Here is a 16,997-nt window from a genome sequence, read left to right as displayed (position 1 = left end):
AATATCGCGTTTTTCAAATAGGATGGTTTGCTTATATCAAGCCGCGTGCCAACTTTTAAGATATTGATTTTTATAACTTAATGCTTTGATGATTCGAAAGGGGTAGTCATTATGACTATTAAAAACAGTGTCACTGTGACAACATGCACTGTCAAAATGACAGCGAGGCAGAGATGAGCTTTTCCGTAGACGTGCTGGCGAAAATCGCCATTGAACTGCAAACCGGTATTGGTCATCAGGACCGCTTCCAGCGGCTGATCTCCACGCTGCGCCACGTGCTGGCGTGCGACGCCTCGGCGCTGCTGCGCTACGAAGGACGGCAGTTTATTCCGCTGGCCATCGACGGCCTGGCGAAGGACGTGCTCGGGCGGCGCTTTACCCTTGAAGGCCATCCGCGTCTGGAAACTATCGCCCGCGCGGGTGACGTGGTGCGTTTCCCGGCGGACAGCGACTTGCCCGACCCGTACGACGGGCTGATTCCAGGCCAGGAGAGCCTGAAGGTGCACGCCTGTATCGGCCTGCCGCTGTTTGCCGGGCAGAATCTGATTGGGGCGCTGACCCTCGACGGCCTGTCGCCGGACCAGTTCGATACCTTCAGCGATGAGGAGCTTCGCCTGATTGCCGCCCTGGCCGCCGGGGCGCTGAACAATGCGCTGCTGATTGAACAGCTGGAGAGTCAGAATATTTCTCCCGGCAGCCCGGCGGCGTTTGAGCAGGTGACGCACACGGAGATGATTGGCCTCTCGCCGGGCATGGCGCAGCTCAAAAAAGAGATTGAGATTGTTGCCGCGTCCGATTTGAACGTGCTGATCTTCGGGGAGACCGGCACCGGCAAGGAGCTGGTGGCGAAGTCGATTCACGAAGCGTCGCCGCGCGCGGTCAATCCGCTGGTGTACCTCAACTGCGCCGCGCTGCCGGAAAGCGTGGCGGAAAGCGAATTGTTTGGCCACGTCAAAGGGGCGTTTACCGGCGCCATCAGCAACCGCAGCGGCAAGTTCGAAATGGCCGATAACGGCACGCTGTTTCTGGATGAAATTGGCGAGCTCTCTCTGTCGCTCCAGGCCAAACTCCTGCGCGTATTGCAGTACGGCGATATCCAGCGCGTGGGGGACGACCGCAGTCACAGAGTGGACGTTCGCGTGCTGGCGGCGACGAACCGCGACCTGCGTGAAGCGGTGCTTGCCGGGCAGTTCCGCGCCGACCTGTTCCACCGCCTGAGCGTGTTTCCGCTTACCGTGCCGCCGCTGCGCGAGCGCGGGGACGACGTGGTGCTGCTGGCGGGCTATTTCTGCGAACAGTGCCGTCTCAGGATGGGGCTTTCCCGCGTGGTGTTAAGCCCGGGGGCGAGGGCGCATCTGCTGAGCTACGGCTGGCCGGGCAACGTGCGCGAGCTGGAACACGCGATTCACCGCGCGGTGGTGCTGGCGCGAGCGACGCGTTCGGGTGATGAAGTGGTTATACATGCCCGGCATTTTGCGCAGCATGATGAAACCGCACCGACGATTGCCCATGCAGCTCCGGAGATAACGAGCGAAAACCTGCGTGACGCGACAGAGGCGTTTCAGCGTCAGATGATTACCCGCGCGCTGGAGCAGAATAACCGCAACTGGGCGGCGTGCGCCCGGGCGCTGGAGATGGACGTCGCCAACCTGCACCGGCTGGCGAAGCGTCTCGGGCTGAAGGGTTAGATAATCCCGGCCTGATAGAAATCCTGCAGGTTGATGGCACCGCACAGCCTGCCGGTGTCATCCACCACCGGTGCGGCGGTGATTTTGCGCTTCATCAGCACCTCTTTGGCTTCAATGGCGCGGCTCTCGGCGTTCAGCGTCAGCCCGCCCTGGGTCATGGCGTCCGACACGTCTGTTTCCAGCTTACCGCCGCCCACCAGCCAGCGGCGCAGGTCGCCGTCGGTGAACACGCCTTTGACGTATCCGTCGTCATCGCACACCGCCACCAGCCCCAGACCGGTACGGCTCAGCTCCAGCATCGCGTCCATGACGCTGGTATTGAGTTTGACCTGTGGAATCGCATCGTCAGTGCGCATCAGGTGGTGGACCTTGTTGAGCAGGCGCGCCCCGAGCGCCCCCGCCGGATGCGAGCGGGCGAAATCTTCTTCGTTAAACCCGCGCGCCTGCATTACCGCCATCGCCAGCGCGTCGCCCATCATCAGGGTATTCACGGTGCTGGAGGTGGGGGCGAGGTGCATCGGACAGGCTTCACGCTCAACGGAAATATCCAGCGTTGCCTTGGCGGCCAGCGCCAGGGGCGAGCGGGATTTCCCGGTCATCGCCAGCAGGGCGACCGATTTTTCCTGCAGGCGCGGAATAATGAGATCCAGCTCTTTCGCCGAACCGGAGTAGGAGATAAACAGCATCACATCGCGGCTCTCAATCATTCCCAGATCGCCGTGCAGCGCTTCGGCAGGGTGCACGAAGAAGGCCGGGGTGCCGGTGCTGGCCAGCGTCGCGGCAATCTTTTTGCCGATATGGCCGGATTTACCGATGCCCGCCACGATCACTTTGCCTTCGCAGTGGATAATGGTGTTGGCCGCGCGGACAAAATCCTCGCCCAGACGTTCCGGCAGGCGGCTGGCTTCCTGCAGCTCCAGCATTAGCGTCTGGCGGCCCGTTTCTAACAGAAAATCACTCATCTCTCTCTCCGGTTACGATCACGTCGATGCCTTTCTCTTCCAGCGCTTTTTTGAACGCCGGGTCGATACCCGCGTCGGTAATCAGCTTGTCGACGCTCTCCAGGCTACAGACAATGTTGGGGCTTTTACGGCCAAACTTCGACGAGTCCGCCATCAGAATCACTTCCCGCGCGGCGTTGCACATCGCTTTACTGACGCTGAACACCTCGTTGAAGGTGGTGACGCCCGCGTTCAGGTCGATGCCGTCGGTGCCCATGAACAGTTTATCAAAGCTGAAGTGGTCGAAGGCGTTCTCCGCCAGCTGCCCGTGGAACGACGCGGATTTTTTACGGAAGGTGCCGCCGGGCATCAGGATGGTCTGCTCGCAGTCGTTCTCCGACAGGGCGTTGACGATGTGCAGGCTGTTGGTCATCACCGTGATGTTGTTAAAGCGGCTGAGCAGGGGGATCATCTGCAGGACGGTACTGCCTGCATCCAGAATGATCGAGTCGCCATCGTGGATAAATTTTACGGCGGCTTCGGCAATCAGCGCTTTCTGGTGGGTATTGATCAGCGTTTTGTGGTCGATAGGCGGGTCCGCTTCGTCTTTATTGAGCACCACGCCGCCGTAGGTTCGAATGACGGCGCCAGAGTTTTCGAGCAATACGAGGTCCTTGCGTATCGTCGTGCCGGTGGTGTCAAAGTAGTGGGCCAGATCCTCTACCGAGCATTTTCCCTGCTTTTGCAGATGCTCAAGAATGGCCGCCTGCCGCTGACGAGGTTTCATAGGCGCTTCGTTCCTTAGGTTGCGAAATGATAATTTCGCAAGTCTATATCTTTCACAACGAAATTATCCATGTTTCAGATTAAGCGCTAATGATAGTGCATTCTGACAAAGTGGATCATGGGGAAAGATCACATCGGGCTGCAATTCCTGCAGCGAAATGCCGTTGATTGCCTGGATTTTCACCGGACGGGCAAAGACGGTCATGCCACGCATGATGAGGGAATCGCAGACCTTATTGTTTTCATCCAGCGCAACAGCCACGACGACCCGCGGCTTGAAACGTCCACCGGAACGCCCGACGCCCACGCGGCCTTTCTGGCACAGGGCGTCAAACGCGCGGTTAAACCGATGGATTTGCCAGCCGCCAAACGCCATCTGGCAGATCCAGGCGAGGGCGGCGACGGTAATGAGTGCGGTGACCATATCGGCTCCTTTAATTGCCGGGTGGCGGCTGCGCCTTACCCGGCCTACGGGGATTGTAGCCCCGGTAAGCGCAGCGCCACCGGGGAATGAACTCAGAACATCACCTGCCCACCGGTGACGTTAATCGACTGTCCGGTGCAGTACGAGGCTTTCGGGCTGGCGTAAAACAGCAGCATGTTCAGCACGTCCTGGTAATCGCACCCGCGCTTGAGCGGCACTTTATCGATGTAGTACTGCTCCACTTCTTCCGTTTTAATGCCGAGCTTGGTGGCGTACTGCGGCAGCAGGGACTGGAACATCGGCGATTTCAGCAGATTGCCCAGCATCAGCGAGTGGACGGTAATGCCGTATTCGGCCAGATCCAGCGCCAGAGACTGCGTCAGTCCCACGCCGCCAAACTTCGCCGCGCTGTAGCCGGAGTTGTGCTTGCTGCCCACTTTCCCCGATTTTGAGTTGATCTGAATGATGCGCCCCTGAATGCCGTCGCGGATCATCAGACGGGAAAACTCGCGGGCGCAGAGGAAATAGCCCACCAGATTGACCTGCAGCGAGCGGTCAAAATCCCCCAGCTCGAAGTCGCTGATAAAGGCCGCTTTCGCAATACCGGCGCTGTAAACCAGCAGGTCGGTACGCCCAAAAATGTCGTCCACGCCGCGGGCGAGCGCCATCACGCTCTGCTCGCTGGTGGCGTCGGCGCCAAACCCGTACGCCATTCCTTCGCCAAACTCGGTGTTGATGGTGTCCGCCACGCGGGCGGCCTTTTCACTCTGAATATCCACTACCGCCACGCGGTAACCCTCAGCGGCAAGCCCACGGCAGAGGAACTCGCCTAAGGTTTGTCCCCCACCAATGACAACGGCAACCTGACTCATGTCTATCTCCTTAATTACGCAACAAATTTTAACGTGCAGCCTGGGGTAACGGCCTGCGGAACCGGGCCCGCTACGTGAACCGTGCCGGGATATTCCGCCTGCGGCTGGCCGTCGAAACGCAGGGTGATGTGGCCCAGCTCGCGCAGGTTTTGTTCAGCGACGTCGCCGACGGCGGTCACGGCATAGCGCGCCTCGCCCAGCTCCAGCTGGCTCCCGGCCTTTAGCTCACCGTTCAGCTCGCCGTGGCAGTGGATGAAGCAAAACTCTTCGATATCCGCAGGCGCCCCTTCGCGAAAGGTGATCAGCATCTGGTCGCTCAGCGCATCCGCCGCGCTCTGGCCGATGCGGGTAATGGTGGTCTGGTAAATCACGGTCATGGCAGGAACCTCTTATTGATAAATAAAGCCGGAGACAAACCAGGCAATCAGCACCGTCGGCGCGCCCGTCAGGAAGCGGCTGACCAGCACGGACGGCACGCCCACGCGCACGGTGTCCTGGCGTGCTTCCGCCAGCGACAGCCCCACGGGGATAAAGTCGCACGCTGCCTGGGCGTTAATGGCAAACAGGGCGGGCAGGGCGAGGTGCGGGGGAATGTTCCCCAGACCAATCTGCACGCCAATTAGCACGCCGATGACCTGAGCAATCACCGCGCCCGGGCCGAGGAACGGCGACAGCAGCGGGAAGGAGCAGATCAGCGCCAGCGTCACCAGCCCAAGCGGGTGGCTGGCGAGCGGGGCGAGGCCATGGGCAATCCAGTCGCCCAGGCCGGAGGCCATGATGATGCCGATCAGCGCCGAGACGAACGCCATAAACGGCAGGATGGTCTTCAGCACCGTGTCGATGGTGTCGCGCCCGGACTGGAACAGCACCGCCACGGCGGACCCCATCCCCATCCCGACCTTTGCCAGCAGGCCGTCGCTCTGCTCGGTAATTTTCTTGCTGGTGTCGTACTCGCGCGGGGCCGCTTTTTGCGGCGCAGACGTCCCCTTCACCAGGGTGATGTTGTCTTCCTTCACGCCTGAGACATAAATGTCTTCGAGGATGTACTGCGCCAGCGGGCCGGATTTCCCGGTGGAGTGAATATTTACCGTCGGAATGCGGCGCTTCGGATAGATGCCGCAGCGCAGCGTGCCGCCGCAGTCGATCACCGCCACGCCAATTTCCGCTTCCGGCGGTTCGCCTTCCTTGAAGCCATCGACCGCTTCCCAGCCGGTCAGATCGCGCAACGTGTCGACGATCGCCGGGCGCGTGCCCGCGGTGATGTACACAATCTTTTTGCCTTCGGTGGCGTCGAACTCCAGCGGGCCGCCCCAGCCGCCCTTGCCTTTCTCAATGCGGATCCGGTTCATGCTGTGGCTCCTGAAAGATGGACTTTCTGTTCAAGCTGGATGCCCATTTTTTTCTCAAAAATGGCGGTGGTGAGGTCGGTCACCCAGCCGCGGAAGAAGTTGGTCACCAGACCGACCAGCAGGTAGCTCACCGCCAGCGGGCCGAGCGGCAGGCCAAGCGTGGTCAGGCCGCTGGCGATCCCGAGATAAACGAACAGTTCGCCGGGGTTGATGTGTGGGAACAGGCCGTTCATGGAATGGCAGCTGTAGGAGGCGGCGGCGTAATAGCTCGGCTTGTACTTCTCTGGCATAAAGCGGCCGAGGCTTAAGGTCATCGGGTTGCAGAACACGAAGGTGCCGATAAAGGGCAGTATCAGGTAGCGGGACAGCGGGTTTCCGGCGCAGCGCTGGGCGAAGCGCTCAATGCGCTGCTGGCCGATAAAGTTAATCAGCGCGTTCATGATCACCAGCAGGCTGATCAGCAGGGGCAGGATCCCGGTCACCATGCCGGTGAACACTTCTCCGCCTTTCTGAAACAGCCCGATGAACCACTCGGCGCCGTGGGTGATGGTTTCTATCATTCTTCTCTCCTGTAGGGCGTTTGTTTTTGTCTATCTGTGGCTAATAATAATCACTTTGAAAGGTTTTAAAGTGTTAGTTAGATCTCACAATGAAAGAAAAATGGATTATTTTGAAAGATAATTGACGTCGTGAATGATTTTCGGGGGAAAAAAGCACGGATTTGCGTTGGGGAGGTGCGTACCGCTTCCTTGAGGTGTTGCGGATGCTTTACCATACTGGGTTCTTATCGAACCCGTTAAATGGATGTCTCATGTTCAAGCGTCGTTATGCAGCGCTGTTGCCTGCGCTTATTCTGCTGTCTGCCTGTAGTAGCAAACCTAAGACCGAAGCCGTTCAGCAAACGGCGGGTGCGCCTTCCGGAGGATTCCTGCTGGAGCCGCAGCACAATATGATGCAGATGGGCGGCGACTTCGCGAATAACCCGGCGGCCGAGCAGTTCATCGATAAAATGGTGAGCAAGCACGGCTTTGACAGACAGCAGCTGCACGAAATTTTGTCTCAGGCCAAGCGTCTGGACTACGTGCTGCGCCTGATGGACAGACAGGCGCCGACGGCCCAGGTGCCGAGCGGGCCAAACGGGGCGTGGCTGCGCTATCGCAAACAGTTCATTACCCCGGACAACGTGCAAAACGGCGTGGCGTTCTGGAATCAGTATGAAGATGCGCTTAACCGCGCGTGGCAGGTGTACGGCGTGCCGCCTGAAATTATCGTCGGGATTATCGGCGTGGAAACCCGCTGGGGCCGCGTGATGGGCAAAACCCGCATTCTGGATGCGCTGGCGACGCTCTCCTTTAACTACCCGCGCCGCGCGGAGTATTTCTCTTCCGAGCTGGAAACCTTCCTGCTGATGGCGCGCAACGAACAGGACGATCCGCTCGATCTGAAAGGGTCGTTTGCCGGCGCGATGGGCTACGGCCAGTTTATGCCGTCCTCCTATAAACAGTATGCCGTCGACTTTAACGGCGATGGCCATATCAATCTGTGGGATCCGGTGGATGCCATCGGCAGCGTGGCGAACTACTTCAAGGCGCACGGCTGGGTGCCGGGCGGCCAGGTGGCGGTGCAGGCGAACGGTCAGGCGCCGGGGCTGGAAAACGGCTTCAAAACCAACTACAGCATTTCGCAGCTGTCCGCGGCAGGCCTAACGCCAACGCAGCCGCTGGGCAATGCACAGCAGGCGAGTCTGCTGCGTCTCGATGTCGGAACGGGCTATCAGTACTGGTACGGGCTGCCGAACTTCTACACCATCACCCGCTATAACCACAGCACCCACTATGCGATGGCCGTGTGGCAGCTGGGGCTGGCGGTATCGCAGGCCCGCGTGCCGGCGGCGTCACCGTTTAGTCAGTAAGTTACCCCGACGGGTAGGCCGGGTAAGGCAACGCCGCCACCCGGCCTGGCTGCGCGCACGGTGCGGCCTGTTGCCCTCTCCCATAGGAGAGGGCGTTTTGCAGAAACATTTCGCCACACTCCCTTTTCAACCCTGCCATTTACATCCTAATCACCTTTCATTATTGTTATGTTATAACATTTAAATTGGTGCCGAGATGTCAACGTCCCTTTTCTCTCTTTCTGCGCCGGTTCGGCTTTTGCTGGCGCTGGTGCTTATCGTCTTTCTCGGCCTGGCCGTGCGCTGGGCGGTGGCATTGCCATGATCGTGATGAATGAACTGGTTGCGGGTTACGACCACCAGCCCGTCACGCGCGCGCTTTCGGGCGTCATTGAACGCGGCAGCATGACCGCCATTGTTGGGGCCAACGGCTGCGGCAAATCCACGCTGCTGAAAACGCTCGCCGGTTTTATCCCACCCGTAAGCGGCGGTTTTCGCTGGCAGGGGAAGCGCCCGGTGATTGGCTGGCTGGCACAGCGTCACGCGATGGAGGCGCAGTTTCCGCTGACCGTGCGCGATGTCGTCAGCATGGGCTGCTGGCCGGGCATTTCGCTGCTTTCCGGGTTTCGTCGCGAAACGCGGTTGCGTATTGCCAGCGCGCTTGAGCGGGTCGGGCTGGAATCCATGGCATCATCCACCATCGATGAGCTCTCCGGCGGCCAGTTCCAGCGCATGCTGTTTGCCCGCGTCCTGGTACAGCAGGCGCCGCTGGTGATGCTGGACGAGCCCTTTACCGGCATCGATGAAGCCACCTGTAACGTGCTGATGGATGTGATGCTGGAGATGTATATGCAGGGGCAAACGCTGCTCGCGGTACTGCACGACAGCGAGCGCGTGTCGCGCCACTTCCCGCAGACGTTGCGGCTGGATGCTGACGTGCCTCAGTGGAAAACCGAGCGGGTGAGGGTGGCATGATCTGGCACACATTCTTCCAGCCGTTCATCGAGTACGGCTTTATGCGCCGCGCGCTGGTGGTTTGCCTGGCGCTTTCTATCAGCACCACCGCGCTCGGCGTATTCCTCCAGCTGCGCCGGATGAGCCTGATGGGCGATGCCCTTTCTCACGCTATTTTGCCGGGCGTCGCCGTGGGATACCTGCTCAGCGGCCTGTCGCTGCTGGCAATGAGTATCGGCGGTTTTGTCGCGGGCATTACCGTGGCGCTGCTGGCCGGTCTGGTCAGCCGACGCACGCCGCTTAAGGAAGATGCCAGCTTTGCCGGATTTTATCTTGGCTCACTGGCGCTGGGGGTCACGCTGGTATCGCTTCGTGGGTCGAATGTCGATCTGCTGCATCTGCTGTTTGGCTCCATCCTCGCCGTGGACAACGACGCCGCGCTGTTTGTCACGGGCGTGTGCATGTTCACTCTCATCGTGCTGGCGATGTTTTATCGCGGCCTGGTTACCGAAGCGTTTGACACCGCCTGGCTACAGGTGAACGCCCGCTGGCTGCCCGGCCTGCTGCACGGACTGTTTCTGGCGCTGCTGGTTCTTAACCTGGTGGCCGGTTTTCAGGTGCTCGGCACGCTGATGGCCGTCGGTCTGATGATGCTGCCAGCCGTGGCGGCACGCTGCTGGGTACGCACGCTACCGGCGTTACTCCTGATGGCGGGCATCAGCGGTATTGTCTGCGCATGGCTGGGGTTGAGCCTCTCCTGGGCGATGAGTCTCCCGGCCGGGCCATCCATCGTGCTCACCGCCAGCGCGCTGTTCTTTATTTCCATTTTATTGGGTACGCGAAGCAGGCTCGCTGGCAGTCTGCGGGCGTATTTTTAACGCAAGGGGAAACGATGAAACGTACAGGACTAGTAGTGGCAGTGGCGCTCGCGCTGGGGATGATGTCGCAGGGCGTGATGGCGCAAACGCTGAATGTGGTCACCAGCTTCTCGATACTGGGGGATATCACCCAGGAGGTGGGCGGCGATCATGTGAAGGTGACGACGCTGGTGGGGCCGGACGGCGATCCGCATACCTTCGAACCGTCGCCGAAGGACAGCGCGGCGCTGAGCAAGGCCGATGTGGTGGTGGTGAACGGTCTGGGGCTGGAGGGCTGGCTTGACCGCCTGGTGAAAGCCTCCGGGTTCAAAGGGCAACTGGTCATCGCCTCAACAGGCGTGAAAACGCACACGCTTGAGGAAGATGGAAAGACCGTGACCGATCCGCACGCGTGGAACAGCGCGGCGAACGGGGCGTTATATGCACAAAATATTCTGAACGGGCTGGTGAAAGCCGATCCGCAGGACAAAGCCGCGCTGGAAGCCTCCGGTAAACCCTATATCACGCAGCTCAACCAGCTGGATAGCTGGGCCAAAACGCGCTTTAGCCAGATCCCGCAGGCGAAGCGCAAGGTGCTGACCAGCCATGACGCCTTCGGCTATTTCAGCCGCGCTTATGGCGTAACCTTCATGGCACCTCAAGGACTCTCTTCAGAGAGCGAGACCAGCGCGGCGCAGGTTGCTGAGATCATCAATCAGATCAAAGCCGACGGCGTAAAAACCTGGTTTATGGAAAACCAGCTCGATCCGCGTCTGGTGAAGCAGATTGCCTCGGCGACGGGCGCGCAGCCAGGGGGAGAACTTTACCCGGAGGCCTTGTCGGCAAAAGGCGGCGTGGCAGACACCTACGTCAAGGCGTTCCGCCACAATGTGAATACCCTCGCCGACAGCATGAAATAACCTCTTCCACGGCCGGTGCGTTTGCACCGGCTTTTTTCTGAAGCCCCCTCGTAAAACCTGAAGCGCATCCCCACATCTGACGAGAAAGTGCTATCTTGTGCAGCACGTTTTTCTGATGCCTGGAGCGAGAATGACTGACCATGAATTGATGCAGCTTAGCGAGATCGTTGGCCTGGCGCTTAAGCAGCGTGGGGCGACAATGACCACCGCGGAATCCTGCACCGGCGGCTGGGTGGCGAAAGTGATTACCGATATTGCCGGCAGTTCCGCCTGGTTTGAACGCGGTTTTGTGACCTACAGTAACGAAGCTAAGGCACAAATGATTGGCGTGCGTGAAGCTACGCTGGAACAGCATGGCGCGGTCAGCGAACCGGTGGTCATTGAAATGGCCATTGGCGCGCTCAAGGCGGCGCGGGCAGATTACGCGATTTCCATTAGCGGCATCGCGGGGCCGGACGGCGGCAGCGACGTGAAGCCTGTTGGCACCGTCTGGTTTGGGTTTGCCACGTCTAAAGGGGAAGGGATCACCCGCCGGGAGTGCTTCAGCGGCGATCGCGAAAGCGTGCGCCGTCAGGCAACGGAATATGCGTTAAAAACGCTCTGGCAACAATTTCTACAAAACACTTGATACTGTATGACCATACAGTATAATTGCACCAACAGAACAGAAATCCACGGTGAAGCACAGTCGCTTCTCCCGGCATGACAGGAGTAATAATGGCTATCGACGAAAACAAACAGAAAGCGTTGGCGGCAGCACTGGGCCAGATCGAAAAGCAATTCGGTAAAGGCTCCATCATGCGCCTGGGTGAAGACCGTACCATGGATGTGGAAACGATCTCCACCGGTTCGCTTTCTCTGGATATCGCGCTGGGCGCGGGCGGCCTGCCAATGGGCCGTATCGTAGAGATCTACGGGCCAGAATCCTCCGGTAAAACTACCCTGACGCTGCAGGTGATTGCTGCGGCACAGCGCGAAGGTAAAACCTGTGCGTTCATCGATGCCGAGCACGCGCTGGATCCTGTTTATGCGCGTAAGCTGGGCGTGGACATCGACAACCTGCTGTGTTCTCAGCCGGACACCGGTGAACAGGCCCTGGAAATTTGTGACGCGCTGGCGCGCTCCGGTGCGGTTGACGTTATCGTTGTTGACTCCGTTGCCGCACTGACGCCAAAAGCCGAAATCGAAGGTGAAATCGGCGACTCTCACATGGGCCTCGCGGCACGTATGATGAGCCAGGCGATGCGTAAGCTGGCCGGTAACCTGAAGCAGTCCAACACGCTGCTGATCTTCATCAACCAGATCCGTATGAAAATTGGTGTGATGTTCGGTAACCCGGAAACCACAACCGGTGGTAACGCCCTGAAATTCTACGCGTCTGTCCGTCTGGATATCCGCCGTATCGGTGCGGTGAAAGAGGGTGAAAACGTCGTCGGTAGCGAAACCCGCGTGAAGGTGGTGAAGAACAAAATTGCTGCACCGTTCAAACAGGCTGAGTTCCAGATCCTCTACGGTGAAGGGATCAACTTCTACGGTGAACTGGTTGACCTGGGCGTGAAAGAGAAGCTGATTGAAAAAGCGGGCGCCTGGTACAGCTACAACGGTGACAAGATTGGTCAGGGTAAAGCGAATGCTATCTCCTGGCTGAAAGAGAACCCGGCTGCGGCGAAAGAGATTGAGAAGAAGGTGCGCGAGCTTCTGCTGAACAACCAGGACTCCAAACCTGATTTCGTAGTCGATGCTGCGGATGCTGAAGAAACCAACGAAGACTTTTAAGTCTCTCGTGTAAAGATGAAGGGCTGCTGATGCGGCCCTTTTTGCATTTCTGATTCTACAGGTTTTTTATGAGTGAACCGACATCACGCCGACCCGCCTACGCGCGCTTGCTGGATCGTGCGGTGCGCATCCTGGCCGTACGTGACCACAGTGAGCAGGAGCTGCGGCGGAAGCTGTCGGCTCCGGTGATGAGTAAAAACGGGCCGGAAGAGATTGATGCCACGGCGGAAGACTACGACCGCGTGGTGGCCTGGTGCTATGAGCATCATTACCTGGACGACGATCGCTTTGCTTCCCGCTTTCTCGCCAGCCGCGGCCGCAAGGGGTACGGTCCTGCGCGCATCCGGCAGGAGCTGAACCAGAAAGGGGTGGCCCGGGAGTCCATCGAAAAAGCGATGCGCGAATGCGATACGGACTGGTGCGAGCTGGCAAAAGAGCAGGCGATTCGCAAGTACGGCGAACCGCTGCCGCGTGAATTTTCAGAAAAAGTCAAAATCCAGCGCTTTTTGCTCTACCGCGGCTTTCTGATGGAAGATATTCAGGATATCTGGCGTAATTTTGCCGATTGAACGCATGCGGGATTTTACTTCCCACTAAAGAAAACTTATCTTATTCCCACTTTTTCCAGTAGCTGGTCTGTCCAACGGTTTATCGAAACAGGCTGGCTACGACATTTCGTTAGCTTGATTTCAGGATAATTATGAGCAAGAGCACCGCTGAGATCCGTCAGGCGTTTCTCGATTTTTTCCATAGTAAGGGACACCAGGTTGTTGCCAGCAGCTCCCTGGTACCGAACAACGATCCGACTCTGCTGTTTACCAACGCCGGGATGAACCAGTTCAAGGATGTGTTCCTTGGTCTCGACAAGCGTAATTATTCCCGCGCCACAACCTCACAGCGTTGCGTGCGTGCGGGCGGTAAACACAACGACCTGGAAAACGTCGGTTACACCGCGCGTCACCACACCTTCTTCGAAATGCTGGGTAACTTCAGCTTCGGCGACTACTTCAAACACGATGCCATCCAGTATGCGTGGGAACTGCTGACCGGTGAAAACTGGTTCAACCTGCCGAAAGAGCGTCTGTGGGTTACCGTCTATGAAACCGATGACGAAGCCTACGAAATCTGGGAAAAAGAGGTCGGTATCCCGCGCGAGCGTATCATTCGCATCGGTGATAACAAAGGCGCGCCATACGCGTCTGACAACTTCTGGCAGATGGGTGACACCGGTCCTTGCGGTCCGTGCACCGAGATCTTCTACGATCACGGCGACCACATCTGGGGTGGCCCTCCAGGCAGCCCGGAAGAAGACGGCGATCGCTACATTGAGATCTGGAATATCGTCTTCATGCAGTTCAACCGTCAGGCCGACGGTACCATGGAGCCGCTGCCGAAGCCTTCCGTTGATACCGGTATGGGTCTGGAGCGTATTGCCGCGGTACTGCAGCACGTTAACTCCAACTATGAGATTGACCTGTTCAGCACCCTGATCAAAGCCGTTGCGGAAGTGACCGGCGCGACCGACCTGAACAACAAATCGCTGCGCGTTATCGCGGACCACATTCGTTCCTGCGCGTTCCTGATTGCCGACGGCGTTATCCCGTCGAATGAAAACCGTGGCTACGTGCTGCGTCGTATCATTCGTCGTGCCATCCGTCACGGCAACATGCTGGGCGCGAAGGACACCTTCTTCTATAAACTCGTTGGGCCACTGATTGGCGTGATGGGGTCAGCCGGTGACGAGCTGAAACGCCAGCAGGCGCAGGTTGAGCAGGTTCTGAAAACCGAAGAAGAGCAGTTTGCCCGCACGCTGGAGCGCGGTCTGGCGCTGCTGGACGAAGAGCTGGCGAAGCTTAAGGGCGACACCCTGGACGGCGAAACCGCTTTCCGCCTGTACGACACCTACGGCTTCCCGGTTGACCTGACGGCGGACGTTTGCCGCGAGCGTAACATTAAAGTTGACGAAGCGGGCTTCGAAGCCGCGATGGAAGAGCAGCGCCGTCGTGCGCGCGAGTCCAGCGGTTTCGGTGCAGACTATAACGCGATGATCCGCGTTGATAGCGCGTCTGAATTCAAAGGCTATGAGGCGCTGGAACTGACCGGCAAAGTGACCGCCCTGTTTGTTGACGGCAAAGCCGTGGACAGCATCAGCGCAGGTCAGGAAGCCGTAGTCATTCTGGACAAAACGCCGTTCTACGCCGAATCCGGCGGCCAGGTTGGCGATAAAGGCGAGCTGAAGGGCAATGGTTTCAGCTTCAGCGTCAGCGACACCCAGAAATACGGTCAGGCGATTGGTCACCAGGGCAAACTGGTTTCCGGTTCTCTGAAAGTGGGCGAGGGCGTCCAGGCTAACGTTGATGAGGCTCGCCGCGCGCGCATTCGTCTGAACCACTCGGCAACCCACCTGATGCACGCTGCCCTGCGCGACGTGCTCGGTACCCACGTTGCACAGAAAGGTTCTCTGGTTAACGACAAAGTGCTGCGCTTCGACTTCTCGCATTTTGAAGCGATGAAGCCGTCTGAAATCCGCGCGGTGGAAGATCTGGTGAACGCGCAGATCCGTCGTAACCTACCAATCGAGACCCACATCATGGATCTTGAGGATGCGAAGAAAAAAGGTGCGATGGCGCTGTTTGGCGAGAAATACGACGAACGTGTTCGCGTGCTGAGCATGGGCGACTTCTCTACCGAACTGTGCGGCGGTACACACGCCTCGCGCACCGGTGACATCGGCCTGTTCCGCATCGTTTCCGAGTCGGGAACGGCGGCGGGCGTGCGTCGTATTGAAGCGGTGACCGGTGAAGGCGCGATTGCCAGCCTGCATGCGCAGAGCGATCAGCTGCACGACATCGCGCAGCTGCTGAAAGGCGATAGCCAGAACCTGGGCGAGAAAGTGCGCGTTGCGCTGGAACGCACGCGTCAGCTGGAAAAAGAGCTGCAGCAGCTGAAAGAGCAGGCTGCGGCGCAGGAGAGTGCAAACCTCTCCAGCAAGGCTGTAGACATTAAGGGCGTCAAACTGCTGGTCAGCGATCTGGCGGGCGTTGAGCCTAAGATGCTGCGTACTATGGTCGACGATCTCAAGAACCAGCTTGGTTCTACCGTTATCGTGCTGGCGACAGTGGCAGAAGGTAAGGTTTCTCTGATTGCGGGCGTCTCTAAGGATGTGACTGACCGCGTAAAAGCAGGGGAACTGATTGGCATGGTCGCTCAGCAGGTGGGCGGCAAGGGTGGCGGTCGTCCGGACATGGCGCAAGCCGGTGGTACGGATGCGGCGGCACTTCCTGCGGCATTAGCCAGCGTTGAAAGCTGGGTAAGCGCGAAACTGTAATAACTACAAAGCACAAGCAGACGCCATAGCGGTAACGTTATGGCGTCTTGTTCACTGTGCTATCGATAACGATAAAGTCAGGTTGAGTTTGTGTATATCGGCTAAACTTACGTTTAACAGAATGTGATGCCGTGACTGCTTACACTTTACGTGTTTGTCATCGCTTACTTTTTGGCGTTATATGATGGATAATGCCGGGATACAAGAGACCCGACTCTTTTAATCTTTCAAGGAGCAAAGAATGCTGATTCTGACTCGTCGAGTTGGTGAGACCCTCATGATTGGGGATGAGGTCACCGTGACAGTTTTAGGGGTAAAGGGTAACCAGGTACGTATTGGTGTTAACGCTCCTAAAGAAGTATCTGTCCACCGTGAAGAGATCTACCAGCGTATCCAGGCTGAAAAATCCCAGCAGTCCAGTTACTGATATTGTCGCGTCTCGCTGTCGGGCGAGACGCAACCCTCCCGCTATTTTTCCTGCGCAAAGTTACCGTTTAATTTCAATCGCTCTCTTTTTGACCACTCCGCTACCCTTATCTCGTCCCAACACTGTTCTTTCCGCATCAGTTTTCTGCGAAGATGCCTGCAAAATCCGCTTATAAAACACCCTCTTTGCGGCTTTTACATGCGAATTGCGTGTGATTTGTGCAAACGATAAAAGCTTTTGGAAAATTGTTTGACTTATAAGTCCCAGAAAGTAATATATGCGCCACGCAGCGACGAGAAGCTCTTAACGAGTTACTCGAAGCACTCGAAAGAGGCGTTGTGTGGTGAGGTGGCCGAGAGGCTGAAGGCGCTCCCCTGCTAAGGGAGTATGCGGTCAAAAGCTGCATCCGGGGTTCGAATCCCCGCCTCACCGCCATTTTGCATCCGTAGCTCAGCTGGATAGAGTACTCGGCTACGAACCGAGCGGTCGGAGGTTCGAATCCTCCCGGATGCACCATCTATTACTTCATATTGCTTTAGAAGTGATATGAATATCGAGCAGTACAGTAGTAAATCCCGATGCATCCGTAGCTCAGCTGGATAGAGTACTCGGCTACGAACCGAGCGGTCGGAGGTTCGAATCCTCCCGGATGCACCATTTACTATTTCTGAAAGCAGTACCCTGATGCATCCGTAGCTCAGCTGGATAGAGTACTCGGCTACGAACCGAGCGGTCGGAGGTTCGAATCCTCCCGGATGCACCATCTATTACTTCATATTGCTTT

General features: G+C 57.9%; 17 protein-coding genes and 4 tRNA genes. 14 read left to right on the top strand and 7 right to left on the bottom strand.

The window, feature by feature from the left end; genetic code table 11:
- The first annotated feature begins 173 nt into the window (after nt 1-173).
- Nucleotides 174-1,688 (top strand): nitric oxide reductase transcriptional regulator NorR, encoded by a 1,515-nt coding sequence (norR, locus tag BFV67_RS17270; protein ID WP_069598722.1) that lies wholly within the window; start codon nt 174-176, stop codon nt 1,686-1,688.
- Here the strand turns inward: norR and gutQ are convergent.
- The 7 genes from gutQ to srlA all read right to left on the bottom strand — a co-directional run bounded on the left by gutQ (nt 1,685) and on the right by srlA (nt 6,620).
- Complete coding sequence (gutQ, locus tag BFV67_RS17265; protein ID WP_048962866.1) at nt 1,685-2,650, bottom strand: arabinose-5-phosphate isomerase GutQ; 966 nt, start codon at nt 2,648-2,650, stop codon at nt 1,685-1,687. The genes norR and gutQ overlap by 4 nt on opposite strands.
- Nucleotides 2,643-3,416: a glucitol operon DNA-binding transcriptional repressor SrlR gene (srlR, locus tag BFV67_RS17260; protein WP_008499558.1), complete on the bottom strand. Its 774-nt coding sequence runs from the start codon at nt 3,414-3,416 to the stop codon at nt 2,643-2,645. Before srlR ends, gutQ begins: the two co-directional genes overlap by 8 nt.
- Nucleotides 3,417-3,479: 63 nt before the next feature.
- Nucleotides 3,480-3,839 (bottom strand): transcriptional regulator GutM, encoded by a 360-nt coding sequence (gene gutM, locus BFV67_RS17255; RefSeq protein WP_032653148.1) that lies wholly within the window; start codon nt 3,837-3,839, stop codon nt 3,480-3,482.
- Nucleotides 3,840-3,931: 92 nt separating this feature from the next.
- A complete protein-coding gene (gene srlD / locus BFV67_RS17250; RefSeq protein WP_044597742.1) occupies nt 3,932-4,711 on the bottom strand; it encodes a sorbitol-6-phosphate dehydrogenase in 780 nt (259 codons plus the stop codon).
- A 14-nt stretch (nt 4,712-4,725) separates the two neighbouring features.
- Nucleotides 4,726-5,088 carry a PTS glucitol/sorbitol transporter subunit IIA gene (gene srlB, locus BFV67_RS17245; RefSeq protein ID WP_008499554.1) on the bottom strand — a complete coding sequence of 121 codons (363 nt, stop codon included), beginning with the start codon at nt 5,086-5,088 and terminating at the stop codon, nt 4,726-4,728.
- 12 nt (nt 5,089-5,100) lie between these two features.
- Nucleotides 5,101-6,060, bottom strand: coding sequence for a PTS glucitol/sorbitol transporter subunit IIB (gene srlE, locus BFV67_RS17240; RefSeq protein WP_059363625.1), 960 nt, complete (start codon nt 6,058-6,060; stop codon nt 5,101-5,103).
- Nucleotides 6,057-6,620 (bottom strand): PTS glucitol/sorbitol transporter subunit IIC, encoded by a 564-nt coding sequence (gene srlA / locus BFV67_RS17235; RefSeq protein WP_003862164.1) that lies wholly within the window; start codon nt 6,618-6,620, stop codon nt 6,057-6,059. Before srlA ends, srlE begins: the two co-directional genes overlap by 4 nt.
- Before the next feature lie 251 nt (nt 6,621-6,871).
- Here srlA and mltB point away from each other — a divergent pair, with 251 nt between their 5' ends.
- The 13 genes from mltB (at nt 6,872) to BFV67_RS17170 (ending at nt 16,976) form a co-directional block, all read left to right on the top strand.
- Entirely contained in the window at nt 6,872-7,972 is a 1,101-nt protein-coding gene (gene mltB, locus BFV67_RS17230) for a lytic murein transglycosylase B (RefSeq protein WP_008499552.1), read from the top strand.
- A gap of 300 nt (nt 7,973-8,272) precedes the next feature.
- Nucleotides 8,273-8,926 carry a metal ABC transporter ATP-binding protein gene (locus BFV67_RS17225; protein ID WP_069598721.1) on the top strand — a complete coding sequence of 218 codons (654 nt, stop codon included), beginning with the start codon at nt 8,273-8,275 and terminating at the stop codon, nt 8,924-8,926.
- Entirely contained in the window at nt 8,923-9,783 is an 861-nt protein-coding gene (locus BFV67_RS17220; RefSeq protein WP_021241951.1) for a metal ABC transporter permease, read from the top strand. The genes BFV67_RS17225 and BFV67_RS17220 overlap by 4 nt, the downstream gene beginning before the upstream one ends.
- Before the next feature lie 14 nt (nt 9,784-9,797).
- Nucleotides 9,798-10,682: a metal ABC transporter substrate-binding protein gene (locus tag BFV67_RS17215; RefSeq protein WP_069598720.1), complete on the top strand. Its 885-nt coding sequence runs from the start codon at nt 9,798-9,800 to the stop codon at nt 10,680-10,682.
- Nucleotides 10,683-10,812: 130 nt separating this feature from the next.
- A complete protein-coding gene (gene pncC / locus BFV67_RS17210; protein WP_008499547.1) occupies nt 10,813-11,310 on the top strand; it encodes a nicotinamide-nucleotide amidase in 498 nt (165 codons plus the stop codon).
- Between the two features lie 89 nt (nt 11,311-11,399).
- Nucleotides 11,400-12,458, top strand: coding sequence for a recombinase RecA (gene recA, locus BFV67_RS17205; RefSeq protein ID WP_008499546.1), 1,059 nt, complete (start codon nt 11,400-11,402; stop codon nt 12,456-12,458).
- A 68-nt stretch (nt 12,459-12,526) separates the two neighbouring features.
- Nucleotides 12,527-13,027, top strand: a complete 501-nt coding sequence (gene recX, locus BFV67_RS17200; RefSeq protein WP_021241953.1) for a recombination regulator RecX — start codon at nt 12,527-12,529, stop codon at nt 13,025-13,027.
- A 131-nt stretch (nt 13,028-13,158) separates the two neighbouring features.
- Nucleotides 13,159-15,786 (top strand): alanine--tRNA ligase, encoded by a 2,628-nt coding sequence (alaS, locus tag BFV67_RS17195; RefSeq protein ID WP_023325950.1) that lies wholly within the window; start codon nt 13,159-13,161, stop codon nt 15,784-15,786.
- Nucleotides 15,787-16,027: 241 nt separating this feature from the next.
- Nucleotides 16,028-16,213, top strand: coding sequence for a carbon storage regulator CsrA (csrA, locus tag BFV67_RS17190; RefSeq protein WP_000906486.1), 186 nt, complete (start codon nt 16,028-16,030; stop codon nt 16,211-16,213).
- A gap of 342 nt (nt 16,214-16,555) precedes the next feature.
- Nucleotides 16,556-16,648, top strand: a tRNA-Ser gene (locus BFV67_RS17185).
- Nucleotides 16,649-16,652: 4 nt separating this feature from the next.
- Nucleotides 16,653-16,729: transfer RNA gene (locus BFV67_RS17180), tRNA-Arg, on the top strand.
- 64 nt (nt 16,730-16,793) lie between these two features.
- Nucleotides 16,794-16,870: transfer RNA gene (locus tag BFV67_RS17175), tRNA-Arg, on the top strand.
- A gap of 29 nt (nt 16,871-16,899) precedes the next feature.
- Nucleotides 16,900-16,976 (top strand) — tRNA-Arg (locus tag BFV67_RS17170).
- Nucleotides 16,977-16,997 lie beyond the last annotated feature (21 nt).

This window comes from Enterobacter roggenkampii, from assembly GCF_001729805.1.
In the GTDB taxonomy this organism is placed as follows: Bacteria; Pseudomonadota; Gammaproteobacteria; order Enterobacterales; family Enterobacteriaceae; genus Enterobacter; species Enterobacter roggenkampii.
The sequence above is the reverse complement of the archived record's forward strand: the minus strand, read 5'-3'. Positions and strand labels throughout refer to the sequence as shown.